Origin of the sequence: Pseudomonas sp. GD03842 (assembly GCF_029841165.1) — a bacterium.
Classification (GTDB): domain Bacteria; phylum Pseudomonadota; class Gammaproteobacteria; order Pseudomonadales; family Pseudomonadaceae; genus Aquipseudomonas.
Map to the genome: position 1 here is coordinate 287483 of NZ_JAOCEA010000005.1, position 26318 is coordinate 313800.

Below are 26318 nucleotides of genomic sequence, written 5' to 3' on the forward strand. Positions count from 1 at the left end.
TACAGGGAGGGGCGATGCGCCTTCAAATCAACCTGCGAACAACCAGATGCCGGTAGCGGCCGACAGCGCACCGGCGATACGCACCAGAGGTGCCGCAGCGGCAGGCAGGAAGCGGACGACAGCGTAACCCGCTGCGTGCAGCGCGGCGGTGGCGCCGACGAAGCCCGCTGCATAACCCCAAGGGCTGGACATTTCGGGCAATTCCAAGCCATGCGCCACGCCGTGGAACAAAGCGAACACCGCGGTCGCCGCGACCGCCATCAACAGCGGTGGACGAACAGCCAGCGCCACCGCCAGGCCCAAGGCGAACACCGAGGCCGCGATGCCGCTTTCGAGGCCGGGGACGTCGAGCCCTTCGAAGCCCAGCAGGCCGCCCATCAGCATGGTGCCGACGAAGGTGCAAGGCAAAGCCCAGCGCGCGGCGCCCTTCTGCTGTGCAGCCCACAGGCCCACGGCGACCATTGCCAGCAAGTGGTCGAGGCCGCCCAAGGGGTGGCTGATCCCCGCGACCAGACCGCTTTCATCGTGGCCGGGGTGAGCGAACGCCAGCGCCGGTGCCAGCAGCAGCGCGAGTGCGCCGAAGAGTTTTTTGCAATTCATGAACAGAAGTCCTTGGAGTGATTGAAATCAGGCGGCAGTCAGCAGGCCCTGGCGCTCGATGAAGGCGATGATGTCTTCCAGGCCATGGCCGGTTTTCTGATTGCTGAACACGAACGGCTTCTCGCCGCGCATTTTCTTGGTGTCGCGGTCCATCATTTCCAGCGACGCGCCCACCAGTGGCGCCAAGTCGATCTTGTTGATCACCAGCAGGTCGGACTTGCAGATGCCGGGGCCGCCTTTGCGAGGCAGTTTGTCGCCTGCCGACACGTCGATCACATAGATGGTCAGGTCCGACAATTCGGGGCTGAACGTGGCGGAGAGGTTGTCGCCGCCCGACTCTACGATGATCAGGTCCAGCCCTTCGAAGCGTCGGTTCAATTGATCAACCGCTTCAAGGTTGATCGACGCGTCTTCACGAATCGCCGTGTGCGGACAGCCACCGGTCTCGACACCGATGATGCGCTCCGGCGCGAGGGCTTCGTTGCGCACCAGAAAGTCCGCATCTTCACGGGTGTAAATGTCGTTGGTGACCACCGCGAGGTTGTAGCGCTCGCGTAGCGCGAGACAGAGGGCAAGGGTCAGCGCGGTTTTGCCTGACCCGACCGGGCCGCCGATGCCGACGCGCAGAGGTTGGCTGTTCATATGGTGTTCTCCGTTGATCTTCTTGTGCGATTCAAGGTGAGGCCCTTAAGCGGTCAGGATCGGAACAAGCGGCTGTATTGACGCTCGTGGGCCATGCTCGCCAGCACCAGGCCAAACGGCGCACTGCCGAGGTGTCCCTGGTCAATTTCACACGCCCGCTGCTGAGCCTGTTGCAGCAAAGGCGTCAGCTCCGTGGTCAGTCGCTGAGCGGCCTGCTGGCCCAGCGGCAAGGTTTTCATCAGCACCGCGAGTTGATTTTCCAGCCAGCTCCACAGCCAGGCGGCGAGGGCGTCCTGCGGTTCGATGGCCCAAGCACGGGCGGCCAGCGCCCAGCCCAGCGCCACGTGCGGCTCGTCGATTTGTTGCAGAAAGTCGCTGGCCGATGGGTCCAGTTCCGGCAAGCCGCTGAGCAATTGCTGCAACGAATAGCCCATTTGTCGGCTTTCCAGTTGCAGCTCGCGGGTTTCCCGGCTGGCGCGATGCTCTTCGCTCAGTCGGCGCAGCGTTGCCCAATCCCCGTCGGTCGCGGCGACGCAATGGGCCAGCAGCATGGGCGCTTCGAAGCGACAGAGGTTGAGCAGCAACTGGTCGCCGATCCAGCGCCCGGCAGTGGCTGGGTCGGTGACGATGCCGTTTTCGACTGCCATTTCCAGGCCTTGCGAGTAGCTGTAGCCGCCGATCGGCAGTTGCGGGCTCGCCAGACGTAACAGCGCCCATGCCTTATTCATCGGCGCGCGCTCATTTGCGAACGCCGAACTGGTGGATGCGGGGCGCGTAGTTGAAGTCTTCTTCTCCAGCTCGCGAATGGTGATGGCCGCCGCCATAGGCGCCGTGCTCCGGTTGGAAAGGCGCTTCGATGGACGTGGTCGTGGCGCCGAGTTGATCCAGCATCGCCTTGAGCACGTAGTCATCGAGCAGGCGCAGCCAACCGTCGCCCACTTGCAGCGCGACGTGACGGTTGCCCAAGTGATAGGCGGCCCGCGTGAGCTCGAATGCGCTCTCGCACGTCACGTGCATCAGCGCTTCCGGGCGTGCACAAACGCGTACGACGCGTCCGTCCTGCGCCTTGAGAAAGTCCCCGTCACGCAATGGGGGTTGCCCGCGTTCCAGAAACAGCCCGACATCCTCGCCCTCGGCACTGAAACAGCGCAGGCGACTTTTGCTTCGGGCCTCGAAATTCAAATGCAGCTCAGCGGCCCATTCGGACTGGGGGTCGATTCGTTGGTGAATCACCAGCATCGGATTACTTCCAGCAATGTGCGATGACAGGGCCAGAGCAAGGGGCTTGCCAACTGACAGAGTGGTCAGAAATTGGCGGGTGGTGGGAGGGCGATGGTTGAAGGTGGGGCATTGTCATGATGCTTGTTGGTGCGCATCGGCAGGGCGTGCATTGATTTGGTGCAATTACGCCCTTGTTCCATCAAGCGCGCGCAGTGTCCCCTCACTCAGTGCTGCCCAGCCCCTGCCAGCGTTTGGCGCCAATGAAGATGAAACGCAATTGTTGAGTGATCTTGGCGCGGGGCGTCAAATGCTCCGCCAAGGTCGACGGCGGAGGATCGATCAGTTCCGGCAGCATGGCAAAAACGCTTTTCACCACCAGGTCGGCCATCACCGAAAGGTCATCGGTGTTCAGGTGCTGGAATTTGGGCATCGAGGCCAGGTCAGTCGCCAAGTCCGCGATGATAGCTTCGCGCAGCGCCCCCAGTGCCTGGCGGACCTTCAGCGAGCCCCCGTATTGCTCGCGGGCCAGGAACAGAAACTGTGAGCGGTTGGCCGCGACCACTTCCAGAAAGATGCGCACGGACGCGTCGATGATGCCGCCGTTGATGTTGTGGTTATGTCGCACCCGGCGGATGGTTTCACGGAAGGTCTGGCCCACTTCGCTGACCAAGGCCAGCCCGAGGTGATCCATATCGTCAAAGTGGCGATAAAAACCTGTCGGCACGATACCCGCTGTCTTCGCCACCTCGCGCAGGCTCAAGCTGCCAAAGCCACGCCCGCTCTCCATCAACCCCTTGGCGGCATCGAGCAAGGCGTGGCGGGTCTGCTGTTTCTGTTCGGCGCGCGGCAGCATGGGACTCGAACTGTTTGAAGCGAATTTGGGCCGCACTCTAACAAATGCCCTCGCGCGGCGTCGAACCCAGTTTCCCGAACCCGCCCGCAGGCCTCAAGAAGCCGTGACATCGCGCCGGCAGCGGTTTCTCCCGCCAGTGGCAAGGTTCCATCGGGAAGGGGGCGTCTTGGCGACCGGGCATGAAAAAGCCCGGCAGGGTGCCGGGCTCATGGGGTTCGCTTGATTCAGGAGACGCGTTGATACTGCTGAACCAGGCGGTCAGGACCGTTATCGGCCACACGCTGATATTGATTGATCAATCGACCGGGACCGTCCTGCGCCACAGTTGGCAGGCCAACGTGCTGGGTCGCTTTCGCTTCGCCAAGCACGGGCTGTTCGCTGGCAGGCATCGCGAAGGCAGTCGTGGCGAGGAGGGAAAGGGTCAGTGCGATCAGTTGGCGTTTCATGAATGGGTGCTCCTCGAAAGGGCGGGCAGTGAACATGGAGGCAATTTTACTGGGGCTGCCTGTATAAAGAAGTTCAAAGGGCTGATGGTGACCATCGATGGAATTGATTCAGCCCTCAAGCCTTGTAAATCGAGGGCTGTAGCGTTTTTCCAGGCACAGGCTCGCTGCCGCCTGCGCGCTCGCTCAGCGTTGGCAGCGGTATGAAACCGCTGGTTTTTGAGGATTCGATCAAACCCGCTGCGCTTTTGTCAGTCGAACGGCTACGACGTATGCAACGCGTCCAGGATGGGCGTTCGGATTTGGGGAGATAACGCAATGACGCGAGGACGGAAGATTCTTGCCTGGACGGTGGGCATCGTACTGCTGTTGCTGGCCATATTGATCGTTGTGATCGCTACCTTCGACTGGAACCGGCTCAAACCGACCATCAACGAAAAAGTTTCCGCCGAATTGCACCGACCGTTCGCCATTAACGGCAACCTGGCGGTGCATTGGCAGCGTGAGCCGGACGAAGGGGGGTGGCGTGCCTGGGTGCCATGGCCGCACATGTCGGCCGAAGACATCGCGTTGGGTAATCCTGAATGGTCGAAGACACCTCAAATGGTCACCCTCAAACGGGTTGAGATGCGCCTGTCGCCCCTTCCGTTGCTGGCTCAGCGCGTGGTGATTCCCCGCATCGACCTCAAGGAGCCCAACGCAAAAATAGAGCGTCTGGCCGATGGTCGCGCCAACTGGGTGTTCGACTTGCCCAAGAGCGACCCGAATGCAGCCCCGTCCAACTGGGTCGTGGACATAGGCACCATCGGGTTCGACAAAGGCTTCGTGAGCTATAACGATCAAATGATCAACACTGCAGTGGACGTCGTGATCGATCCGCTGGGCAAGCCGATACCGTTCAGCGATATCGTTGGCAGCGGCGAGGCCAAGAAGGTGCAGGATAAAGGTGCATCTGCCCAGGACTACGCATTCGGTTTTACTGCCAAGGGGCAGTACCACGGGCAAAAACTTAACGGCAGCGGCAAAGTGGGTGGTCTGCTGGCGCTCAAAGACGCCGCGCTGCCGTTCCCTGTACAGGCTGACGTCAGTGCCGGAAACACGCGTGTGGCTGTCGCCGGGACCGTGACCGACCCGCAAAACCTGGGCGAGTTGGATTTGCGCCTCAAGTTGTCTGGGGACAGCCTTGGCAACCTCTACCCGCTGACCGGCGTGACGCTGCCTGACTCGCCGCCTTATTCCACAGACGGCCGCCTGATCGCCAAGCTGCACGACCCCGCCGGCGCCTCATTCCAGTACAAAGGCTTCAACGGCAAAATCGGCAACAGCGATATCCATGGCGACCTTGGTTTCGTCGCCAGCCAGCCCCGCCCCAAGCTGACCGGGGCGCTGGTGTCCAACCAACTGTTGATGGCTGACCTCAAACCATTGATCGGTGCCGACTCCAACGCAGAGCAGAAAAACCGTGGCGGCGAAAGCAAGCAGCCTGCCGACAAGGTGCTTCCGGTCGAAGAGTTCAAGACCGATCGCTGGAGCGCGATGGACGCGGATGTCGAATTTACCGGCAAGCGCATTGTTCAGAGTGCGGACCTGCCCTTCACAGACCTGTACACCCACGTTGTGCTCAATGACGGGCAATTGAGTCTGCAACCCCTGCGTTTTGGCGTGGCGGGTGGCAAGTTGGACGCGGACATCAAACTCAATGGCCATTCCCGGCCGCTCGATGGGCGGGCCCGGCTCACTGCCCGAGGCTTCAAGCTCAAGCAATTGTTCCCGACCTTCGAGCCGATGAAAACCAGCTTTGGCGAGCTCAACGGCGATGCCGATATCAGCGGCAAAGGCAACTCCGTCGCAGCGCTGCTGGGCACGGCCAACGGTGAGATGAAGTTGCTGATCAATGATGGGGCGATCAGCCGTGACCTGATGGAGATCGCAGGGCTGAACGTGGGCAACTACGTCGTTGGGAGGCTGTTTGGCGACAAGAACGTCAAGATCAACTGCGCAGCGTCCAATTTCGGCTTCAAGGATGGGCTGGCGACAAGCAAATTGTCGGTCTTCGATACCGAGAACGCGTTTATCTACATCGACGGCACCGCGAACATGAAGACCGAGCAGTTGGATCTCAAGATCACCCCTGAGTCCAAAGGTTTCCGCGTGTTCTCGCTGCGGTCGCCGCTCTATGTGCGTGGGCCGTTCGTCAAGCCCAGCGCAGGCGTGCAATCTGGACCCCTGCTGTTGCGCGGCGCGGGGATGGTGCTGTTGGGCGCGGCGGCGGGACCGGCGGCGGGCTTACTGGCACTGGTGGCCCCAAGTGGTGGTGAACCTAACCAGTGTGCGCCTCTGCTGGAGCAGATGCGTTCGGGCAAGGCGCCTAAAACGGTGCAATAAAACCAGCCGATTCTGTTGCAGGACCGGCGCCTCAGCGGGAGCGCGCACCGTTGCGCGACCGTTGGGGGGAGACACATCACTGGCGCCGCACCCACAAAAAAGCCAAGGCTCGAGCCTTGGCTTTTTGCATTCCGTCAAACCTTACAGACCGTCGAGAATGTCCGCCATGTCGTCGGCGTGCTCTTCTTCCTGCGCGAGGATTTCTTCGAAGATCCGGCGGGTGGTCGGGTCTTTGTCGCCGATGTACTGAATGATCTCGCGGTAGCTATCGATCGCGATACGCTCGGCGATCAGGTCTTCGGTGACCATTTCCTTGAGGGTGTTGCCCGCCACGTACTGCGCGTGGGAGTTCTTCGACAGCAGGTCCGGGTTCAGTTCCGGTTCGCCACCCAGTTGCACGATACGCTCGGCCAGCTTGTCGGCGTGGGAGGCTTCCTGATTTGCGTGTTCGAGAAATTCGTCCGCCGCGACCTGGGCTTTCACACCCTTGGCCATGTAGTAGTGGCGCTTGTAACGCAGTACGCAAACCCATTCGGTGGCCAGCGACTCGTTGAGCAGGCGCAGAATGGTCTCGCGGTCGGCGTCGTAGCCTTCAGTGACGGCGCCGTTCTCGACATGCTGGCGCGCGCGTTCACGCAGGGTGCTGACGTCCGTTAATTGATGCACATCGCTCATGATTCATCTCCAGGGCTGATCCGGTTTGGGGCCGTCTCGCTCTTGATGCGTCGGTCGCGCACTGATTGACCGACGCCCGGCAAGATCGGGTTCAAGATGTGAGTGGCAAGCGCTTCGAAAAGTTTGATTTGTTTTGCTGCCTCACATCACATCGCGCGCTCGTTGGCCTCGCGCTGTTCACAGGTCATGAAACCTTTGCTGTCCACCCGGCCATTGGCGTTGAACGTCACGTAATAGGTCTGTTGATGGCCGTCCTTGTTGAGCACGTAGTTATTGCACGTGCCGGGGTGCACCTTGCGCTGCACTCGAGACGAAGGTTCGCCACCAATGGTCAGCACCTGCTGTTCAGTCATGCCGTCGTCCACCTGCTTGACCAGCGGTTCATTGCGGTAAGTCGCGTAATCCACCGGGTTTTGCAAGGTCGTCGACGTACAGCCAGCCAGCGCGGCCATTGCAAACACGACTGCCAAAGATTGCTTGTACATAACCGTTCACTCCACAGAAGAGCCTTCATTGGCCCGTTGCTGGTATGAGCGCTGCCCGCTTCAAAGAGTTCGATCCAACAGATGGCGAAGGGGCATTACCGGCTGTCATCAATGCGGAACGGCTTTGCGGCTACTGTTCATGCAGGCGCTTCAAGCCCGTGACGCCAGGCTTTCGGACGTTGTTCGACGAGGATCATTCATGACGCAAGATCAGGCGACCCGATACCCCATCGTGCTTGTGCCCGGACTGTTGGGCTTCGTGAAGCTGGTGGTCTACCCGTACTGGTACGGCATCGTTCCGGCGCTGCGCCGTGGCGGGGCGACGGTGATTCCGGTGATGGTGTCGGCCGTCAACTCCACCGAGATCCGTGGCGAGCAATTGCTGGCCCGGGTCGAGGAAATCCTCAAGGAGACCGGCGCGGCCAAGGTCAACCTGATCGGCCACAGTCAGGGGGCGCTGACCATCCGTTACGTGGCGGGGATACGACCCGACCTGGTCGCGTCAGTGACCTCCGTCGCAGGGCCAAACCACGGCTCGGAACTGGCGGACTACCTCGAAGCGCATTGCCCGCCAAGCAGCTTGCGCGGTTGGCTGGTCAATGCCGCCATACGCGTGACCACCTGGGTGCTGGCCACGCTCGACACGGGCTATCGCGGCACTCGGTTGCCAACCGATGTGGAAGCAGCGCATCACTCGCTGACTACTCAGGGCGTTGCGCGCTTCAACCTTCTCTTTCCTCAGGGCTTGCCCACCCATTGGGGCGGGCAGGGTGCCGAGCAAGTGAATGGCGTGAGGTATTACTCGTGGTCGGGCACGTTGCAGCCGGGACGAACGGATCGGGGCAAGAACCTGCTCGATACCACTCATCTCACCTGCAAATTATTCGCTCGCACGTTCACAAAAGAGCGAGGTCAATCTGATGGCATGGTCGGGCGATACAGCTCTCACCTCGGCACCGTCATTGGCGATGATTTTCCACTCGACCATTTCGACATCGTCAACCAGCACCTCGGTCTGGTGGGCAAAGGGGCTGATCCAGTGGGGCTGTTCGTCGAGCATGCCGCGCGGTTGAAGGCCGCGGGTCTATGACTTCATGAGTTGTGATGAGTGATCAACGAGCCAAAAGGGCCGCTAAGGAAGTGATGCGATGAGTGATAAAGAGCACTATGAAATCGAGTACAAATTGGCCGGTGAGCATCATGTCGACGTGATCGACGACCTGGACGTGCCGATCATCGAGATCGTCCATGAGCTGGCGCACAAGCATCATGTGGCGCTGGAGGACGATCCGCTGGATATAGGCGAAGCCCACGCCGACATGCCCTTGGTCGCCGGCATCACTGATGTGTCGATTCACAGCGCCGAGGAGCGGGATGAAGCTTGAGTTTCAGCGGTCGATGGCTTTGCGCAGCGGTGTGGTCCAGCGTTCGGCGAGGATCACGCCGCCCAGTGTGAGCGCGCCGCCAACGAAGTGGTAGGGCGCCAGCCGCTCGCCCAGTGCAACTGCGGCGACCAAGGCGGTCAGGATCGGCACCAGGTTGAAAAACAGCGTGGTGCGGCTAGGCCCCAGTCTGCTGATGGCCTTCATCCATAGCAAGGGCGCAATCATCGAGGTGGGGATGCACGCATAGAGCACCAGCCCGACGTTGTTCGCATTGAGCCCGCTCCGTGGAGACATCAGGAATAGCGGAAAAAGGGCAAGGATCGCCACCAGGATCTGCAAGTAGAGCAGTTGCAGCGGCGGCATGCGCAGCTGCCATTTTTTCAGCAGCGTGCTGTAAGTCGCGTAAGCCAACGTGGCGATCAGCATCATCAGATCACCCAGGTTGACACCGTGAGCGACCAACGTCGCCCAACTTCCCTGTGACACCACTGACAACACCCCTGCAAACGAGACCAGCGCGCCCACCAGGGCACCTGCGGTCAACCGCGTACCCAGGCTGACGATCGACATGCCCAGCGTCATTACCGGTACCAACGACAGGATGATGCCCATGTTGGTCGCGGTCGTGATGTTTGCTGCGTAATACGCCAGGCTCTGGTAGATGGCCATGCCAAGCACGCCGAGGATCGCGATCTTGCCCAGAACCGGACGAATCGTGGTGCGGTTACGCAGCACCGGCCCAAGAAGGAAGGGTGTAAAGAGCAGCCCTGCCAGCAGCCACCGATAGAAACCGATCTCGGCCGGAAAAATGCGACCGGCCGCAGCTTTGGTAATAACGTTGTTGCCCGCCCAGATCATGACGGTCAGCAGGGGGAAGAGGTATTGCATGGGAAAACCGGCAGTCGAAAGAGACGCCATTATCGGCCTGTGAGCATGAGCGTCCAGCCCTGTGCGCTTGGTATCTGAAATATGGCGCAACATTTCTTGGCTACACTGCTTCGAAAGCTGCGGGTTTGCGCGGCGTCTCTGGAGAAGGTCGATGAAAATGCTGCGTGTTCCTCTTTTGGTCGTGGGCTTGATGGTGTGCGCTCAAGGTTTCGCGGCCACTGCGCAACAGAACAAGATGACCAGTTGCAATGCTGATGCGACGGCCAAATCGCTCAAGGGTGACGAGCGCAAGGCCTTCATGAGCACCTGCCTCAAGGCCGCGCCAGCCCCGGCGGCCACTCAGCAGGAGAAGATGAAGACCTGCAATGCCACGGCCAGCAGTCAGGCACTCAAAGGCGACGCCCGCAAGGCCTTCATGAGCGATTGCCTGAAGAAAAAGTAAGCGGACGACGACGTCGGATCGCATTGCTGGGCGGGGTGGTGAGCGCGAGTGAATGACTGCCGCCCTGCCGTACTGCTACAAATCATTGCAACGCGACTGACGACGCTTCCTGACGCTGGTCGTAAGCGGGGAACGCTGGCAGACTGCCCATCTTTTCAGGCCGTTTGTTTTGAGGCTGTATGCCAACGTTTTCGCCGCGTCATGTGTACCTGGCCAGCTGCATTCTGGTGTTTGGTGGTTTGCTGCTGGTATTACCGCTCAAATTGCTGCCCAGCCTTCTGGCAGGATTGCTGGTGTATGAACTGGTCGACATGCTCACCCCCCAACTGCAGCGCCTGATCGCCGGAGAGCGCGCGCGTTGGCTGGCCGTGGCGTTGCTGGGCACATTGGTGGTCAGCGTGCTGGCGCTGCTGTTCGCCGGAGCAATCAGTTTTATCCTGCACGAAGCCGAGAACCCAGGGGCCTCCCTCGACAAGTTCATGATCCTGGTGGACCGTGCCCGAGGTCAGTTGCCGCCCTTTATCGACGGGTACCTGCCCGCCAGCGCGTCGGAATTCCAGGCGTCGCTCAGTGCCTGGCTGACCAAGCACATCGGCGAGCTGCAATTGCTTGGCAAGGGCGCCGCCCACATGTTCGTCACCTTGCTGATCGGCATGGTGCTGGGGGCAATCATTGCCCTGCAACGCATTCCCGACGTCACCAAGCGCAAGCCGCTGGCCGCTGCGCTGTTCGAGCGTCTTCACCTGTTGAGCCAGGCCTTTCGCAATATCGTTTTCGCGCAGATCAAGATTTCGGCGCTCAACACCGCCTTTACGTCAGTCTTCCTCGCCGTGATCCTGCCGTTGTGTGGTGTGCACCTGCCGTTGACCAAGACGCTGATCGTCATGACCTTCCTGCTGGGGCTGTTGCCCGTGGTGGGTAATCTGATGTCCAACACCCTGATTTTCATCGTCGGGATGTCGCTGTCGATCTGGGTAGCGCTGGCCGCGCTGGGCTATCTGATCGTGATCCACAAAGTGGAATATTTCCTCAATGCGCGGATCGTCGGCGGGCAGATCAGTGCCAAATCGTGGGAACTGCTGTTGGCGATGCTGATATTCGAAGCCGCATTCGGGCTGCCGGGCGTCGTGGCCGGGCCGATTTACTACGCCTACCTGAAAAGCGAGCTGCGCAAGGCTGAGCTGGTTTGATCTGTTGACCCCAAGCCCTGACTGATCGTACCCACGCTCCGCGTGGGCACGCGGTGAAGACGCTCTGCGTCGACGGGACGCGGACCGTCCTGGGCGGCGTTCCCACGCGGAGCGTGGGAACGATCAGCATGTGCGCTCCCGTTTGCGCCTGGGTTCAGCCGTACCGCTTCTTCGCCTCGATGGCCAGGCCTGCGCCGATGCTGCCGAAAATATTCCCTTCCACATGCCGCGCATTGGGCAGCATCGCGGACACGCTGTTGCGCAGGGCGGGGATGCCGCTCGAGCCGCCGGTGAAGAACACCGTGTCGACGTCGCCCACAGTCACCCCGGCATCGCCGAGCAGAACGGTCACGCTTTCCCGCACGCGCTCCAGCAACGATTCGATAGACGATTCGAACAATGCTCGGGTGAGGTCGGCGTTCAAACCGGCTTCGATACGGTCCATCGGCACCCGGCGGGTGTGAGCGTGGGTGAGCTGGATCTTGGTCTCTTCTACCTCCATCGCCAGCCAGTGACCGGCGCGCTGTTCGATCAGCTTGAACAGACGGTCGATGCCCAAGGTGTCCTCGATGTCATAGCGCATGCTGCCCAGCGCCAACTGCGATTTCTGTGAATACACCGAGTTGATGGTGTGCCAGGTCGCCAGGTTCATGTGGGTGCTGGTGGGCATATAGGCGCCGCTTTTCATACGGCTGCCATAGCCGAACAGCGGCATGACGCCTTGCAGGCTAAGCTGCTTGTCGAAGTCGGTGCCGCCGATGTGTACGCCGCCGGTGGCCAGGATGTCGCTTTGACGCTCGTCGACCTGACGACGCTCCGGAGCCAGACGCACCAGCGAGAAGTCCGAAGTACCGCCGCCGATGTCGACGATCAACACCAGTTCTTCGCGGTCCAGCGTCGACTCATAGTCGAAGGCGGCGGCAATGGGTTCGAACTGAAACGAGACCTCCTTGAAACCGATCTTGCGCGCAACCTGCGCCAGGGTGTCTTCAGCCTCCTGATCCGCCGCTGCGTCGTCATCGACGAAATGCACCGGACGGCCCAGCACCACCTGTTCGAATGGCTGGCCGGCAGTCGCTTCGGCGCGCTTCTTCAGTTCCCCGATGAACAGCCCCAACAGGTCCTTGAATGGCATGGCGGTGCCGAGCACGCTGGTATCGTGCTTGATCAGCTTGGACCCCAGCAGGCTCTTGAGCGAGCGCATCAGTCGCCCCTCATAACCCTCCAGATATTCGTGCAGTGCCAGGCGACCGTAGACTGGGCGGCGCTCTTCAAGGTTGAAGAACACCACCGACGGCAGGGTGATCTTGTCGTCCTCCAGCGCAATCAGCGTTTGCTCACCGGGGCGAAGCCAGCCGACCGTCGAGTTGGAGGTGCCGAAGTCGATGCCGAGGGCTCGGGCCGGGGATGAGGTGCTCATGTTCGGTACGTTCCGGTCAAAAAAACGGCCGCGCAGTGTATGCGAGAGAACGCCAGATGCGTAGCGCGTCGTGTCGGTTTTCTTCACTGACCGGGCTATTTCGCGCCTGCAACTTGAATAGCGGCGCGCCACCCCCAATCTTTCAGGCAACTCTCGATGCATTCGGCCCGGCATGAACCCTGTTTCAAGCGCGCGAGGCCGCGTGCCGATAACCTTGCAACATTCAGCGCGGTCGACGTTCTCATCAGAAAACGCGGTACGGAACTGTGCTGGACAATCCGGAATGGGTGACCGTTAGATGGACTTCAAAGACTATTACAAGATATTGGGCGTTGAGCCGACCGCGGACGAGAAGACAATCAAGACCGCGTACCGCAAGCTCGCGCGCAAATATCACCCCGACGTCAGTAAAGAGCCTGGCGCGGAAGACAAATTCAAAGAGGCGTCCGAGGCCTACGAAGCGCTAAGCGATCCAGAAAAGCGCGCCGAGTACGACGACATTCGCAAATATGGCCAGCAGGGCCGCTTTCAGCCACCGCCTGGCTGGCAGAGCCGGGGCGGTGCGACCGGCGGCTTCGGGGGCGGCTTCGAAGGCGGAGACTTCTCTGACTTTTTCAGCTCGATTTTCGGCAACCGTGGCGGTCAGCAGCCGGGCGGCCGCTCGCACAGCACAGGCCGCAGAGGGCAAGACGTGGAACTGGATCTGGCGATTTTCCTGGAAGAAACATTGTCGACCGAGTCGAAGAAGATCAGCTTCAAGGTGCCCCAGCACAGCGCCAATGGCCAGCGCATGGCGGACATCACCAAGAACCTGAACGTGAAGATTCCGGCCGGGGTCACCGATGGCGAGCGCATTCGTCTGAAGGGGCAAGGCGCGCCGGGCATCGCCGGCGGAGAAAACGGCGATCTGTTTCTGACCATTCGTCTGGCGCCGCATCCCAAGTTCGATGTCGAGGGGCATGACCTGATTATCACTGTCCCGCTGGCTCCGTGGGAGGCCGCACTGGGTGCCAAGGTCGCGGTGCCGACGCTGACCGGCAAGATCAACCTGACCATTCGTCCGGACAGTCAGAGCGGGCAGCGATTGCGGGTTAAAGGTAACGGTCTGTTGAACAAGAAGGGCGAGCGGGGCGATCTTTTCGCGCAATTGAAAATCGTCATGCCCAAGTCCACCGATGACGCCACTAAAGCCCTCTGGGAACAGCTCGCCAAAAAGGCCGCGTTCGACCCACGGGCGCAGTGGAGCAGCTAGAGGGAGTCACTGATCATGAGCAACACCCTGGTCGTAGACATGCAGGAATTCTGTCAGGTGGTCGGTATGCCCACCGCGTATGTCATCGAAATCGTCGAGCACGGCATCGTCGAACCTCAGGGGCAGAGGCCGGATGAATGGCTGTTCGACACGTCCTCACTGTCGGTCGCCAAACGTGCGGCCAAGTTGCATCGCGATTTGGCCATGGAATGGGACGGCGTGGCGCTGGCGCTGGACCTGCTGGATGAGTTGGAGCAGGTGCGCGCCGAAAATCGCATGCTCAGGCAACGGCTGGGGCGTTTCATTCAGGACTGAGCGGGTTCCGACCGCGTCAGCGGGGCGTTGTAAAACGCCGACAGGCCTCACCCTTTTTTCGGCAGCACGACGGTGAACGTTGTCCCGTCGCCGACGTTAGAGGTCACAGTGACGCTCCCGCCGTGAGCATTGACCACTTCCTTGACGATGAACAATCCCAGGCCAAGGCTGGTGGACGGGTTGCGGTTGCCCGCCTCTGCATTGACCGAACGCACCAGGGGATCGAAGATGCTGCCGATCGCTTCTTCGGCGATCGGCTCGCCGTCGTTGTGCACGGACAGGCTGACATGATGCTCGCCCCCTGCCAGTGACACGCTGATCTTGTGCGTTGCGGCCCCGTGTTGAAGGGCATTGCCGATGAGGTTCTGCAGCAATTGGTCGATGCGCGCGCGGTCCCATTCCCCCTGAGTGTCGCCAGTGGTGGTGAACAGCGGATCACAGTCCGGATTTCCGGCAGTGGCGGCTTCGATCGCCTCGCGACAGGCCAGGGTCATTTCCATGGGTTTGCGCTCCACCGGGAGCGTCACGCCGAGGCGGCTGCGCACGAATTCCAGTAGATCGCTGACCATCGTCGACATATGACGGCTGCTGCTTTTGATGCGCTTGATGTAAGCCAGATCAGCCTCGGCTAGACCCGCCTTGCGCAGAAGAATTTCGGCCGACATGCCAATCGCTTGCAATGGCGCTCGCAGGTCATGGCCGAGAATCGCCAGAAAGATATCCCGCGAGCGCGTCACTCGCTCGGCGTAAGCCGCTGTGGATTCGGCCAGCGCTTCGTCGATCGCCTCGTTGAAGCGAATCATGTCCGTGAAATAGGCGACATCGGGCGACGTCAGGCTCTCGACCCAGAAGCGGATGACGGTCGCCCGTAGGTGCCGGAACTCGGATGTCATCTGCACCAGATCGAAGCCGACGTTATGGCGCAGTTCGCCATGACTGGCGGCGGCCTGGTCCAGCGTCGGCGTCTTGCCGATTTCCTCACCCTGGGATTTGGCGATCTGCTCAGCCTTGGTCTGTGCCGTGTTCATGTCCCGCGCGGCGGCCAGCAAAATGGACTTGGCGTGATCGCGCAGTTCCACCCGATTCATCGAATCGGCCGCTGGCGTCAACGTGGCTGCGAACTTTTCAAACTCATCGACGATGCGATCAACGTGATGCACGATGAAATCGGAGAGACGCATTCAGGTACGACCTTGCTGGTGGGGCGCTGGAGGAAGAGGGGGCCATCTTAGCGCCATGTTGTGTCAGGAAGAACAGGGATTCGTGCAGCAGGACTGTCATTTCTGACAGTAGACGGGCAGGCGCGAAGAGCCTGGCATTGGCCATGCGGCTGCCACTCGACAATTCGCCCCAAGAGGCGGTCAAACCTGTCCGGCGAGAAACTGCGATAGGGAGGCGCATGACGCCTCCCTCTGGTGCCTGTCAGAAAAGAAAGTATCGCTGCGCCATCGGCAGTTCTTCTGCAGGCTCACACCACAACAACACGCCGTCGGCCTTGACTTGGTAGGTTTGCGGATCGACGTCGATCTTCGGCAAATAGTCGTTGTGAATCAGATCGGCCTTGGTCACGCTGCGGCAGCCTCTGACCACGCCGATCTGTTTTTTCAGGCCCAATTGTTCGGGGACGCCGGCCTCGAACGCGGCCTGGCTGATGAAGGTCAGGCTGCTGGCATGCAGGGCGCTTCCGAAGCTTGCGAACATGGGGCGGTAATGCACCGGCTGCGGGGTCGGGATCGAAGCGTTGGCATCGCCCATCAGGCTGGCCGCGATCGAGCCGCCCTTGAGAATGAGCGTCGGTTTTACGCCGAAAAACGCCGGGCGCCACAGCACGAGATCCGCCCATTTGCCAACCTCGACCGACCCCACTTCATGGCTGATACCGTGGGTGATCGCCGGGTTGATGGTGTATTTGGCGATGTAGCGCTTGGCGCGGAAGTTGTCGTTGCCTTCGCCATCGCCTGGCAGCGGACCGCGCTGGCGTTTCATTTTGTCGGCCGTCTGCCAGGTACGCAGGATCACCTCGCCCACACGGCCCATGGCCTGACTGTCGGAGCTCAGCATCGAGAACGCACCGAGGTCGTGAAGGATGTCCTCGGCGGCGATGGTTTCACGACGGATGCGGCTTTCGGCGAACGCCACGTCTTCGGCGATGCTCGGGTCCAGGTGATGGCAAACCATCAGCATGTCCAGGTGCTCGTCGATCGTGTTGCGGGTGAATGGGCGGGTCGGGTTGGTCGAACTCGGCAGGACGTTCGGGAAGCCGCAGGCTTTGATGATGTCGGGCGCGTGACCGCCGCCGGCGCCTTCGGTGTGGTAGGTGTGAATGGTGCGGTTCTTGAACGCGCCGAGGGTGGTTTCGACGAAGCCGGATTCGTTCAAGGTGTCGGTGTGGATGGCCACTTGCACATCGTATTGATCGGCGACGCTCAGGCAATTGTCGATCGCGGCGGGTGTAGTGCCCCAGTCTTCGTGCAGCTTCAGGCCGATGGCCCCTGCTTTCACCTGTTCGACCAACGGTTCGGGCACGCTGACGTTGCCCTTGCCGGTGAAGCCGATGTTCATCGGAAACGCTTCGGCGGCTTGCAGCATGCGCATCATGTGCCACTTGCCGGGGGTGACGGTCGTCGCGTTGGTGCCGGTCGCGGGGCCGGTGCCGCCGCCGATCATGGTGGTTACGCCGCTCATGAGGGCTTCTTCGATCTGCTGCGGGCAGATGAAGTGGATGTGGGTGTCGACGCCGCCTGCTGTCAGGATCATGCCTTCGCCGGCGATGATTTCCGTCGCGGCACCGATCGCGATGGTCACGCCGGGCTGGATGTCTGGGTTGCCCGCTTTGCCAATCGCCGCGATGCGTCCACCCTTGAGCCCGACGTCGGCTTTGACGATCCCCCAGTGATCGATGATCAACGCATTGGTGATCAGGGTGTCCATCACTTCATCCGCCGATAACTGGCTCTGGCCCATGCCGTCACGGATGACCTTCCCGCCCCCGAATTTCACCTCTTCGCCGTAAACGGTGTAGTCCTTCTCGACCTCCACCCACAGCTCGGTGTCGGCCAGTCGGACGCGGTCGCCGACGGTGGGACCGAACATGTCAGCGTAGGCTTGTTTGGAAATTTTCATGCGCATGCCTTGAGATTCAATGATCGTTCCCACGCTTCGCGTGGGAATGCATCCCGTGACGCTCTGCGTCACAAAACGGACGCAGAGCGTCCAGTCCGGCGTTCCCACGTGGCGCGTGGGAACGATCAAAAGCGGGTTACAGATCGCCCATCACGCGTCCGGCAAACCCGAACACCCGACGATGGCCCGCCAGGTCGACCAGTTCAACTTCCCGTGCCTGGCCCGGCTCGAAGCGCACGGCCGTTCCGGCGGGGATGTTCAGGCGCATGCCCCGGCTCGCGGCGCGGTCGAAGGTGAGGGCGTCGTTGGTTTCGAAAAAATGGAAATGCGAGCCGACCTGGATTGGTCGGTCGCCGCTGTTGGCGACGCTGAGGGTGATCGTCCGGCGCCCGACGTTGAGCTCGATTTCGCCAGGCTGGATCTGGTATTCACCAGGAATCATGCGCTCTTCCTCGACAGTAACTTGTAATAAAGGGATGTAGGGTGGTATTCCCCGTCCGGGTTGCACGCGTAGTCCGGAATCTTGCCGGACAGTTGGTAACCCTGCGATCGATAGAAATCCTCGGCCGGTGAGCCCGTTTCCGTATCCAGGTACAGCAGGCCGCGCTGATGCTGATAGGCAGCCTGTTCAACGGCCTGCATCAATTGTGTCGCCAAGCCATGACGGCGGGCGTGGTGCATCACCAGCAGTTTCTGCACTTCGGCGCGGTTCAGGCCATTGGGTTTCTGGCACAGCGCCAACTGCACAGTCGCCAGCACCTGTTCTTCCTGGACCACGACCCACAGCAGCACCTTGCCGTGTTCGACGTCTGCCTTGACGCTCTCCCACCAGGTGTACGCCTGATCGGCATTCAAATCCGCCATGAAGCCTACCGAAGCGCCGCGATGCACGGCGTCCATCAGCAGCGCCACCAGGCCGTGACGGTAATAGGCAAAGCTTTCACCGGTAACACGTCGCAACTGAGCAGCATTCATGACTCGGCTTCCTTTCATTGAGAGAAATCGGGACACATGGGTTTGTCCATCATCGGATGGGGGCTTGGGACGGCGGAGCATCCGCCCCCGGGGACAGGTCCAGCTGCATGAACGTCAGGTCCAGCCAACGGCCGAACTTGGTGCCCACCTGCGGCATCTGTCCGGTGGTGACGAAGCCGTGACGCTCATGCAGGTGAATCGACGCCGCGTTGCCGCTTTCGATGGCCGCCACCATCATGTGCTTGTCACAGGCTTTCGCCCGCTCGATCAGCGCCCGCATCAGCAGGGGTCCAAGGCCCTTGCCGCGTTGATCGGCACGCACATAGACCGAATGCTCGACGGTGTGACGAAAACCTTCGAATGGGCGCCAGTCGCCGAACGAGGAGTAGCCCAGCACGCGCTCGGCGTCATCGACAGCCACCAGAATCGGGTAAGCCTGACTCTGACGCGCTGCAAACCAGGCTTCACGATTGGCCAGGTCGACGGGTTGTTCGTTCCAGATCGCCGTCGTGTTGAGCACTGCGTCGTTGTAGATCTCAAGCACCGCAGGCATGTCGGTCAGGAGGGCGTCACGAATCGTAAACATCATCTTCTTTCCACGGGTCGAAGGGGTCAGGCAATCGGCTGGTGCACGGTGACCAGTTTGGTGCCATCCGCAAAGGTAGCCTCTACCTGGATTTCCGGGATCATCTCCGGGATGCCGTCCATCACTTGTTCCCGCGTCAAAAGGGTGGTGCCGTAGTGCATCAGTTCGGCCACGGTCTGGCCGTCCCGCGCGCCTTCCAGCAACGCGGCGGAAATGAACGCCATGGCTTCCGGGTAGTTCAGCTTCAACCCTCTCGCCAGCCGCCGCTCGGCGACCAGGCCAGCGGTGAAGATCAGCATCTTGTCTTTTTCGCGTGGGGTCAGGTCCATGTGTTTGTCCGTTTCAGAAAGCCAAATAAGTGGTGAACGCCACCCCGTAGGAGCGCGCTTGCCCGCGATGCGTTGTGTCAGGCGACATCAATGGCACAGGCATGATGTCATCGCGGGCAAGCGCGCTCCTACGGGAGGGACTGTGTTTATGTATTCCAAATCCTCGGCGCCAGCGCTTCTCTGCCTAATAACGCGGGCCGCAGCAGCTTCCACAGATCGATCAGCCAGGCTCGGGCGTGCAGGGCTTCATCGGCCAGGCAGCGGGCGATGATCAGCCCTGGCAACTGGCTCAGATCTCCGCGCACCGAGGCGTGCCCCGCCAGCTCCCGACAGCGCTCCATCAGCGCGGCGTCGATTTGCCCTGTCACGATCAGCGTCGCGAACACCGGTTTTCCGCACAGCCCAATCGGGGAGTCCAGCAGGCCGTCATCGCCTATGACTCGCTGGCGCTCGTGCCACAGCAGCTTGCCGTCGCGGTGAATGTCCAGATGGGCCTGAAAGTATCCTTGATCGAAGCGCTCTCCACTGGCGGGGCGCCCGAGCGCGACCACATCCCAATAGAACAGCCGGGCATCTCCCTCAAGGTCAATGCGCGTGGTCAGTTCGGCTTTGGCCTCGCTGAACACGATCGTTTCCTGGGGTAGCCATTCCAGCGTCGCGCCTCTGGCCACCTTTAACTCAAGCTGTTGGTAGGCGGCCCCGGTGGCGCGATACCACTTGGCGGCGCCCGGGCTGGTCAGTTGCACCCAGGCGTTCGGGCCGACGGTCGTGCTGATGTCCAGCCGATCGCCACCGGCAATCCCGCCCGGCGGGTGAACGATGATGTGCTGGCAAACTTCCGGGCCTTCGGCATAGAGGTGTTTCTGCACGCGCAACGGGCCTTTGTGGCGACGCAGCGTCGGGCGTGTGGTGGCGTCGAAACGTCCATAGCCCAGTTCCAGCTCGGCGTGCCAGCTGGGCGTGAACAGGGCGGTGTGGGCAGGAAAGTTCATAAGGCTCGTGATCGTTCTACGAAGGGGTGTACCTTAGCCGATCGGCGCATCAGATGGTCACCAGACCACGCACACCTTCGGCTTCCATGTGCTCGCCGCGGCCCTGTTGGACGATCTCGCCACGGGACATGACCAGGTATTGATCGGCCAGCTCGGCAGCGAAGTCGTAGAACTGCTCCACCAGCAGAATCGCCATGTCGCCCCGTGCGGCGAGCTTTTTGATCACCGCGCCGATCTCCTTGATCACTGACGGCTGGATGCCTTCGGTGGGTTCATCCAGGATCAGCAGGCGAGGGCGGCTGGCCAGCGCCCGCCCGATCGCCAACTGCTGTTGCTGACCGCCGGACAAGTCACCGCCCCGGCGATGTTTCATCTGCAGGAGCACAGGGAACAGATCGTAAATGAATGCTGGGACTTCCTTGGCTTGCGAGCCCGGAAAGCGTGACAGGCCCATCAGCAGGTTTTCTTCCACCGTCAGGCGCCCGAAAATCTCTCGCCCCTGAGGCACGTAGGCGATACCTGACTGCACGCGCTGATGCGGCTTGAAGCCGGTGATCGGCTTGCCCTCCCACTGCACGACGCCCTCTTTGGCGGGCAGCAGGCCCATTAGCACCTTGAGCAAGGTGGTCTTGCCGACCCCGTTGCGGCCCAGCAGACAGGTCACTTCACCGACCTTCACGTCAAAAGACAGACCACGCAGGATGTGGCTGCCACCGTAGTATTGATGAAGCTTTTCAACTTGTAACATGTACGAATTCTCCCAGTGATCGTTCCCACGCTCTGCATGGGAACGCCGCGACGGATGCTCTGCGTCCCCTGCCTGACGCGCAGCGTCAGCGGATGCATTCCCACGCGGAGCGTGGGAACGAACAAACGGGGCGGTGTTATCTGCCGAGGTAAACCTCGATCACTCGTTCATCCGCCTGCACGTCTTCCAGCGATCCTTCGGCCAGTACGCTGCCCTGATGCAACACCGTCACGTGGTCGGCGATGGTGCCGACGAAGCCCATGTCGTGCTCGACCACCATCAGCGAATGCTTGCCCGCCAGGCCTTTGAACAGTTCAGCGGTAAATTCGGTCTCGGCGTCAGTCATGCCGGCCACCGGTTCGTCGAGCAACAGCAATTGCGGGTCTTGAACCAGCAACATGCCGATCTCCAGAAACTGCTTCTGACCATGAGACAGCAGGCCTGCCGGACGTGACAGGGACGCGGTCAGGCGAATGGTTTCGAGCACCTCGTCGATACGGTCGCGTTGTTCACCCTTGAGTTTGGCCCGCAGGCTGGCCCATACCGACTTGTCGGTTTTCTGCGCCAGTTCCAGGTTCTCGAACACACTCAACGCCTCGAACACGGTGGGTTTCTGGAACTTGCGACCGATCCCGGCCTGGGCGATCTGCACTTCGCTCATGCGCGTGAGGTCGAGCGTCTCGCCGAACCAGGCTTTGCCATGGGTGGGGCGGGTCTTGCCGGTGATCACGTCCATCAGCGTGGTCTTGCCCGCGCCGTTGGGCCCGATGATGCAGCGCAGCTCGCCGACGCCAATGTAGAGGTTCAGATCATTCAGGGCTTTGAAGCCATCGAAGCTCACGCTGATGTCTTCCAGGGTCAGGATGGTGCCGTGCAGGGTGTTGAGCCCTTCGCCCGCCACTTGCCCCAGTCCGATGGCATCGCGGCTGGTGCCGGCATCGCTGTTTGGATGGAGAGTCGGATCCAGCACCGGATCGAATGCGGGCGTTGGAGTGGTTTTCATTGTTCGCCCCTTTTCTTGATCAGTCCGATCACGCCTTTGGGCAGGTACAGCGTGACCACGATGAACAGCGCGCCCAGGAAGAACAGCCAGTACTCAGGAAATGCCACGGTGAACCAGCTCTTCATGCCGTTGACCAGACCGGCGCCGAGCAGCGGACCCACCAACGTGCCGCGGCCACCGAGTGCAACCCAGACCGCGGCTTCGATGGAGTTGGTCGGCGACATTTCGCTCGGGTTGATGATCCCGACTTGCGGCACATACAGCGCACCGGCGAGGCCGCACAGCACGGCGCTCAAGACCCACACGAAGAGTTTGAACCCGCGTGGATCGTAGCCACAGAACATCAAACGGTTTTCTGCGTCGCGCACGGCGGTCAGGACGCGGCCGAACTTGCTGCGTGCCAGGCGCCAGCCGACGAACAGGCTGCCCGCCAGCAACACCACGGTCAGCAGAAACAGCACAGCCCGCGTCCCCTGGGACGTGATGCCGAAGCCCAGGATGCTGCGGAAGTTGGTGAAGCCGTTGTTGCCGCCGAAGCCGGTTTCGTTGCGAAAGAACAGCAGCATGCCGGCGAAGGTCAAGGCCTGGGTCATGATCGAGAAATACACGCCTTTGATCCGCGAGCGAAAGGCGAAGAACCCGAATACCAGCGCCAGCAGCCCCGGCGCCAGCACCACCAGGCACAAGGCCCAGAGGAAGTGTTGGGTGCCGATCCAATACCACGGCAGTTCCGTCCAGGACAGGAAAGTCATGAACGCAGGCAGGCTGTCCCCCGAGGCTTCGCGCATCAGGTACATCCCCATGGCGTAGCCCCCGAGGGCGAAAAACAGGCCATGGCCCAGCGACAGCAGGCCGGCGTAGCCCCAGACGAGATCCAGGGCCAGCGCGACGATGGCGTAACAGAGAATCTTGCCCACCAGTGTCAGCGTGTAGGCCGACACTTGAAGCCCGTTGTCGTCAGGCAGCAGCGACAGCAAGGGCAGGGCGATAAGGATCGCGAGGATCACGGCCCCCACAGCGAGCGTGATGCGGGTGCCAGCGCGTTGCGCAGCGGTAACCATCAATGGCTGGTTCATCAGTCAATCACCCGTCCTTTCAGTGCAAACAGACCTTGCGGACGTTTCTGGATAAACAGAATGATCAGCGCCAGGATCAGGATCTTGCCCAGCACTGCGCCGATTTGCGGTTCGAGCAGTTTGTTGGCGATGCCCAGCCCGAACGCCGCCATGATGCTCCCGGCCAACTGTCCGACGCCGCCAAGGACGACCACCAGGAACGAGTCGATGATGTAGCTCTGACCGAGGTCGGGGCCAACGTTGCCGATCTGGCTCAGCGCCACCCCGCCCAGCCCCGCGATACCGGAACCGAGCCCGAAAGCCATCATGTCGATGCGTCCTGTGGGTACGCCGCAGCACGCAGCCATGTTGCGGTTCTGCGTCACGGCACGCACGTTCAGGCCCAGGCGGGTCTTGTTCAACAGCAGCCAGGTCAGGGCGACCACGAACAGAGCGAAGGCAATGATGATGATTCGGTTGTAGGGCAGTACCAGGTTCGGCAACACCTGAATGCCACCGGACAACCATTGCGGGTTCGCCACTTCGACGTTTTGAGCGCCGAACAGCACGCGGATCAATTGGATCAGCATCAGGCTGATCCCCCATGTGGCGAGCAGGGTTTCCAGCGGTCGACCATACAGATGGCGTATCACCGTGCGTTCCAGTGCCATGCCGATGCAGGCCGTGACGAAGAACGCGACGGGCAGCGCAACCAGCGGATAAAGCTCGAGGGCGCCGGGCGCGTAGCGCTGAAACATCAGCTGCACCACGTACGTGGCGTAGGCGCCCAGCATCAGCATCTCGCCATGGGCCATGTTGATGACCCCGAGCAAGCCGAAGGTAATGGCCAGGCCCAGCGCTGCGAGCAACAGAATCGAGCCCAGCGAGACACCACTGAACACCTGACCGATGACTTCGCCGACCATCAGTTTGCGTTTGACTTGCGCCAGACTGGTCTCGGCCGCGAGGCGAACGGTCGGATCGGTTTCCACGTTGGGTTCGAGCAGGTTTTCCAGGCGGGTGCGGGCCAGTGGGTCGCCGGTTTCCCCCAGCAAGCGCACCGCGGCAAGGCGCACGGTGGGGCTGGTATCGACCAGTTGAAGGTTGGCCAGTGCCAGGTTCAACGCGGAATGAACGGCGTCATCTTTCTCGCTGGCGACGTATTGCATCAGCAGCGGCAACTGCGCAGGACGAGCAGTCTTCTGCAAGGTGAGGGCCGCTGCCAGGCGCAGCTTTGCATCCGGATCCAGCAGACGATGGCTGGCCATCGCATTTTCCAGCAGACCTCGCAAACGGTTGTTCAGGCTGATGGATTGCGGTTCATCGGGGTTCGGTGCGTCAGCCGCTGCTGGCGCATCGGGGTCGACGGGAGTGAAGCTGTCGTCGCTGCTCTGGATGAATGCGCGGTTGCTGCTGTCGGCCGCCACTCGGCCTTCTTGCAACGCTATGAGCAGGGGCACCCGTGCCGGATCGGGCTTGGCGGCCCAGGTTTCCAGCAGTTCGGCGCGTTCGGAGGATTCGGCTGCGACAAAGTCGCCAGCGTCACTGGCGTGGGCTGCAATAGGCAACGCCAGGGTCAGGGCGAAAATGAGGCGGTAAAGAAATCTGGGCATATCGTTTGGCCTTGGTGCCGGCGTACAGCAGGGCAACCGCGTTGAGGCAATCGCGAATGAATTCGCTCCCACAGATGGAACGCGATCAACCTGTAGGAGCGCGCTTGCCCGCGATTGCGCAATGCCTGTGCCATTGACGTCGCCCGGCACAACGCATCGCGGGCAAGCGCGCTCCTACAGGGATGTCGGGCGTGAACCCGACGGGGTGTCAGTTACTCTTCACCGGATAATCAGGCTTCTTGTCGTTGCCTGGGATGTAGGGGCTCCACGGCTGAGCGCGGATAGGCTCCTTGGTTTTCCAGACCACATTGAACTGACCGTCGGCCTTGATCTCTCCGATCATCACCGGTTTGTGCAGGTGGTGGTTGGTCTTGTCCATTTCCAGCGTGAACCCTGAAGGCGCAGCGAAGGTTTGGCCCGCCATGGCTTCGCGGACTTTATCCACGTCGGTGGATTTCGCTTTCTCGACGGCCTGCGCCCACATATGGATGCCCACGTAGGTGGCTTCCATCGGGTCGTTCGTCACCGCCTTGTCGGCGTTCGGCAGGTTGTGCGCTTTGGCATAGGCCTTCCAGTCGTTCACGAATTTTGTGTTGACCGGATTCTTCACCGATTCGAAGTAGTTCCAGGCGGCGAGGTTGCCCACCAGCGGCTTGGTGTCGACCCCGCGCAGTTCCTCTTCACCCACCGAGAACGCAACGACCGGAACATCGGTGGCTTTCAGACCCTGGTTGCCCAGTTCTTTGTAGAACGGCACGTTGGAGTCGCCGTTAACGGTGGAAATCACGGCGGTCTTGCCACCGGCCGCGAATTTCTTGATGTTGGCCACGATGGTCTGATAATCGCTGTGGCCGAACGGGGTGTAGACCTCTTCGATGTCGCTGTCTTTCACGCCTTTGGAGTGCAGGAAGGAGCGCAGAATCTTGTTGGTGGTACGCGGATAAACGTAGTCGGTGCCCAGCAGGAAGAAACGCTTGGCCGCGCCGCCGTCTTCGCTCATCAGGTACTCGACCGCAGGAATCGCCTGTTGGTTGGGCGCAGCGCCGGTGTAGAACACGTTCGGTGACATCTCTTCGCCTTCGTACTGCACCGGATAGAACAGCAGCCCGTTCAGTTCTTCGAAGACCGGCAGTACCGATTTGCGGGAGACCGACGTCCAGCAGCCAAACACCACGGACACTTTGTCCTGAGTCAGCAACTGACGGGCTTTCTCGGCGAACAGCGGCCAGTTGGAAGCCGGGTCGACCACCACCGCTTCCAGCTTCTTACCGTTGACGCCGCCCTTGGCGTTGATTTCGTCGATGGTCATCAGCGCCATGTCTTTGAGCGACGTCTCGGAAATGGCCATGGTGCCGGACAAAGAGTGCAGAATGCCGACCTTGATGGTCTCGGCGGCCTGGGCGGTCCAGGTCAAACCCATCGCGGCGATCGACGCGGACAAGGTGAACGCTTTTAGCAGACTACGACGCTTCATTGGCTAGCTCCATTCTTTGATTTTTTTGAGACGACTGCGGTTGGCGATGCAGAGGTTGAGGCTATTGAGGCTTTAGCAAAGGCTGGGCCAAGGCGCGGCAGGTCGCAAAATCGAATGAAAGCGTCGCCTGTGATCAGGCTGGCGCACCAATGTGAGGCGGGGTGGTGGGGATGGTGCGCTGCGCGCGCCGGTCTGGTGCGTAAAGCTGACGCGCCCGACAGGTT

At 60.9% G+C, this 26318-nt stretch carries 29 protein-coding genes; 7 read left to right on the plus strand and 22 right to left on the minus strand.

From position 1 onward, the window contains the following. Nucleotides 1–27: 27 nt before the first annotated feature. From N5D61_RS09865 to N5D61_RS09890, 6 genes are all read right to left on the minus strand, one after another. Nucleotides 28–600 (minus strand): HupE/UreJ family protein, encoded by a 573-nt coding sequence (locus tag N5D61_RS09865; RefSeq protein ID WP_279892329.1) that lies wholly within the window; start codon nucleotides 598–600, stop codon nucleotides 28–30. A 27-nt stretch (nucleotides 601–627) separates the two neighbouring features. Next, complete coding sequence (ureG, locus tag N5D61_RS09870; protein WP_108239468.1) at nucleotides 628–1242, minus strand: urease accessory protein UreG; 615 nt, start codon at nucleotides 1240–1242, stop codon at nucleotides 628–630. A gap of 53 nt (nucleotides 1243–1295) precedes the next feature. Continuing rightward, nucleotides 1296–1970 carry an urease accessory protein UreF gene (locus N5D61_RS09875; RefSeq protein ID WP_279892330.1) on the minus strand — a complete coding sequence of 225 codons (675 nt, stop codon included), beginning with the start codon at nucleotides 1968–1970 and terminating at the stop codon, nucleotides 1296–1298. A 10-nt stretch (nucleotides 1971–1980) separates the two neighbouring features. Then, nucleotides 1981–2481 carry an urease accessory protein UreE gene (gene ureE / locus N5D61_RS09880; protein ID WP_108239470.1) on the minus strand — a complete coding sequence of 167 codons (501 nt, stop codon included), beginning with the start codon at nucleotides 2479–2481 and terminating at the stop codon, nucleotides 1981–1983. A 202-nt stretch (nucleotides 2482–2683) separates the two neighbouring features. Further along, nucleotides 2684–3316, minus strand: a complete 633-nt coding sequence (locus tag N5D61_RS09885) for a TetR family transcriptional regulator (RefSeq protein WP_279892331.1) — start codon at nucleotides 3314–3316, stop codon at nucleotides 2684–2686. Between the two features lie 224 nt (nucleotides 3317–3540). Continuing rightward, nucleotides 3541–3762, minus strand: a complete 222-nt coding sequence (locus N5D61_RS09890; RefSeq protein ID WP_108239472.1) for a hypothetical protein — start codon at nucleotides 3760–3762, stop codon at nucleotides 3541–3543. Between the two features lie 315 nt (nucleotides 3763–4077). Between N5D61_RS09890 and N5D61_RS09895 the strand changes: the two genes are divergently transcribed. Next, entirely contained in the window at nucleotides 4078–6144 is a 2067-nt protein-coding gene (locus tag N5D61_RS09895; protein WP_108239473.1) for an AsmA family protein, read from the plus strand. Between the two features lie 141 nt (nucleotides 6145–6285). Here the strand turns inward: N5D61_RS09895 and N5D61_RS09900 are convergent, their stop codons facing one another. Both N5D61_RS09900 and osmE read right to left on the minus strand, forming a co-directional pair. After that, a complete protein-coding gene (locus N5D61_RS09900; protein WP_108239474.1) occupies nucleotides 6286–6819 on the minus strand; it encodes a ferritin-like domain-containing protein in 534 nt (177 codons plus the stop codon). A 146-nt stretch (nucleotides 6820–6965) separates the two neighbouring features. Further along, entirely contained in the window at nucleotides 6966–7304 is a 339-nt protein-coding gene (osmE, locus tag N5D61_RS09905; protein WP_108239475.1) for an osmotically-inducible lipoprotein OsmE, read from the minus strand. 199 nt (nucleotides 7305–7503) lie between these two features. Between osmE and N5D61_RS09910 the strand changes: the two genes are divergently transcribed. Together N5D61_RS09910 and N5D61_RS09915 are read left to right on the plus strand one after the other, a co-directional pair. Continuing rightward, nucleotides 7504–8394: a triacylglycerol lipase gene (locus N5D61_RS09910; RefSeq protein WP_279892332.1), complete on the plus strand. Its 891-nt coding sequence runs from the start codon at nucleotides 7504–7506 to the stop codon at nucleotides 8392–8394. Nucleotides 8395–8452: 58 nt separating this feature from the next. After that, nucleotides 8453–8689 carry a hypothetical protein gene (locus N5D61_RS09915; RefSeq protein ID WP_108239477.1) on the plus strand — a complete coding sequence of 79 codons (237 nt, stop codon included), beginning with the start codon at nucleotides 8453–8455 and terminating at the stop codon, nucleotides 8687–8689. A 3-nt stretch (nucleotides 8690–8692) separates the two neighbouring features. On the opposite strand, the gene N5D61_RS09920 is transcribed toward N5D61_RS09915, so the two are convergent. Beyond that, entirely contained in the window at nucleotides 8693–9577 is an 885-nt protein-coding gene (locus N5D61_RS09920; protein ID WP_279892333.1) for a DMT family transporter, read from the minus strand. Nucleotides 9578–9728: 151 nt separating this feature from the next. On the opposite strand from N5D61_RS09920, the gene N5D61_RS09925 reads away from it, so the two are divergent. Both N5D61_RS09925 and N5D61_RS09930 read left to right on the plus strand, forming a co-directional pair. Then, nucleotides 9729–10019 carry a PsiF family protein gene (locus N5D61_RS09925; protein ID WP_279892334.1) on the plus strand — a complete coding sequence of 97 codons (291 nt, stop codon included), beginning with the start codon at nucleotides 9729–9731 and terminating at the stop codon, nucleotides 10017–10019. A gap of 179 nt (nucleotides 10020–10198) precedes the next feature. Then, complete coding sequence (locus N5D61_RS09930; RefSeq protein ID WP_279892335.1) at nucleotides 10199–11209, plus strand: hypothetical protein; 1011 nt, start codon at nucleotides 10199–10201, stop codon at nucleotides 11207–11209. Nucleotides 11210–11363: 154 nt separating this feature from the next. On the opposite strand, the gene N5D61_RS09935 is transcribed toward N5D61_RS09930, so the two are convergent. Beyond that, nucleotides 11364–12629, minus strand: coding sequence for an Hsp70 family protein (locus N5D61_RS09935; protein WP_279892336.1), 1266 nt, complete (start codon nucleotides 12627–12629; stop codon nucleotides 11364–11366). 298 nt (nucleotides 12630–12927) lie between these two features. On the opposite strand from N5D61_RS09935, the gene cbpA reads away from it, so the two are divergent. Together cbpA and N5D61_RS09945 are read left to right on the plus strand one after the other, a co-directional pair. After that, nucleotides 12928–13881 (plus strand): curved DNA-binding protein, encoded by a 954-nt coding sequence (gene cbpA / locus N5D61_RS09940; protein WP_279892338.1) that lies wholly within the window; start codon nucleotides 12928–12930, stop codon nucleotides 13879–13881. Nucleotides 13882–13896: 15 nt separating this feature from the next. Then, nucleotides 13897–14196: a chaperone modulator CbpM gene (locus tag N5D61_RS09945; RefSeq protein ID WP_108239483.1), complete on the plus strand. Its 300-nt coding sequence runs from the start codon at nucleotides 13897–13899 to the stop codon at nucleotides 14194–14196. Between the two features lie 47 nt (nucleotides 14197–14243). On the opposite strand, the gene N5D61_RS09950 is transcribed toward N5D61_RS09945, so the two are convergent. From N5D61_RS09950 to urtA, 12 genes are all read right to left on the minus strand, one after another. Further along, nucleotides 14244–15377 carry a HAMP domain-containing sensor histidine kinase gene (locus tag N5D61_RS09950; protein WP_108239484.1) on the minus strand — a complete coding sequence of 378 codons (1134 nt, stop codon included), beginning with the start codon at nucleotides 15375–15377 and terminating at the stop codon, nucleotides 14244–14246. 241 nt (nucleotides 15378–15618) lie between these two features. Continuing rightward, nucleotides 15619–17319: an urease subunit alpha gene (ureC, locus tag N5D61_RS09955; RefSeq protein ID WP_279892341.1), complete on the minus strand. Its 1701-nt coding sequence runs from the start codon at nucleotides 17317–17319 to the stop codon at nucleotides 15619–15621. Nucleotides 17320–17455: 136 nt separating this feature from the next. Next, the gene (locus N5D61_RS09960) at nucleotides 17456–17761 is read right to left on the minus strand and encodes an urease subunit beta (RefSeq protein ID WP_108239485.1); all 306 of its coding nucleotides are present in this window, start codon (nucleotides 17759–17761) and stop codon (nucleotides 17456–17458) included. Continuing rightward, complete coding sequence (locus N5D61_RS09965) at nucleotides 17758–18294, minus strand: GNAT family N-acetyltransferase (protein WP_279892344.1); 537 nt, start codon at nucleotides 18292–18294, stop codon at nucleotides 17758–17760. The genes N5D61_RS09960 and N5D61_RS09965 overlap by 4 nt, the downstream gene beginning before the upstream one ends. Before the next feature lie 49 nt (nucleotides 18295–18343). After that, complete coding sequence (locus tag N5D61_RS09970; RefSeq protein WP_279892346.1) at nucleotides 18344–18883, minus strand: GNAT family N-acetyltransferase; 540 nt, start codon at nucleotides 18881–18883, stop codon at nucleotides 18344–18346. Nucleotides 18884–18906: 23 nt separating this feature from the next. Then, nucleotides 18907–19209: an urease subunit gamma gene (locus N5D61_RS09975; protein ID WP_108239488.1), complete on the minus strand. Its 303-nt coding sequence runs from the start codon at nucleotides 19207–19209 to the stop codon at nucleotides 18907–18909. Between the two features lie 146 nt (nucleotides 19210–19355). After that, nucleotides 19356–20201, minus strand: a complete 846-nt coding sequence (locus N5D61_RS09980) for an urease accessory protein UreD (protein ID WP_279892347.1) — start codon at nucleotides 20199–20201, stop codon at nucleotides 19356–19358. A 49-nt stretch (nucleotides 20202–20250) separates the two neighbouring features. Next, nucleotides 20251–20949 carry an urea ABC transporter ATP-binding subunit UrtE gene (gene urtE / locus N5D61_RS09985; RefSeq protein WP_108239490.1) on the minus strand — a complete coding sequence of 233 codons (699 nt, stop codon included), beginning with the start codon at nucleotides 20947–20949 and terminating at the stop codon, nucleotides 20251–20253. A 136-nt stretch (nucleotides 20950–21085) separates the two neighbouring features. Continuing rightward, on the minus strand, nucleotides 21086–21952 hold the full coding sequence (gene urtD, locus N5D61_RS09990; protein WP_108239491.1) for an urea ABC transporter ATP-binding protein UrtD: 867 nt from the start codon (nucleotides 21950–21952) through the stop codon (nucleotides 21086–21088). Continuing rightward, nucleotides 21949–23028 (minus strand): urea ABC transporter permease subunit UrtC, encoded by a 1080-nt coding sequence (urtC, locus tag N5D61_RS09995; RefSeq protein WP_279892350.1) that lies wholly within the window; start codon nucleotides 23026–23028, stop codon nucleotides 21949–21951. The genes urtD and urtC overlap by 4 nt, the downstream gene beginning before the upstream one ends. Continuing rightward, nucleotides 23028–24620, minus strand: a complete 1593-nt coding sequence (urtB, locus tag N5D61_RS10000; protein ID WP_279892352.1) for an urea ABC transporter permease subunit UrtB — start codon at nucleotides 24618–24620, stop codon at nucleotides 23028–23030. The genes urtC and urtB overlap by 1 nt, the downstream gene beginning before the upstream one ends. Before the next feature lie 208 nt (nucleotides 24621–24828). Then, a complete protein-coding gene (gene urtA, locus N5D61_RS10005; RefSeq protein ID WP_108239494.1) occupies nucleotides 24829–26094 on the minus strand; it encodes an urea ABC transporter substrate-binding protein in 1266 nt (421 codons plus the stop codon). Nucleotides 26095–26318 lie beyond the last annotated feature (224 nt).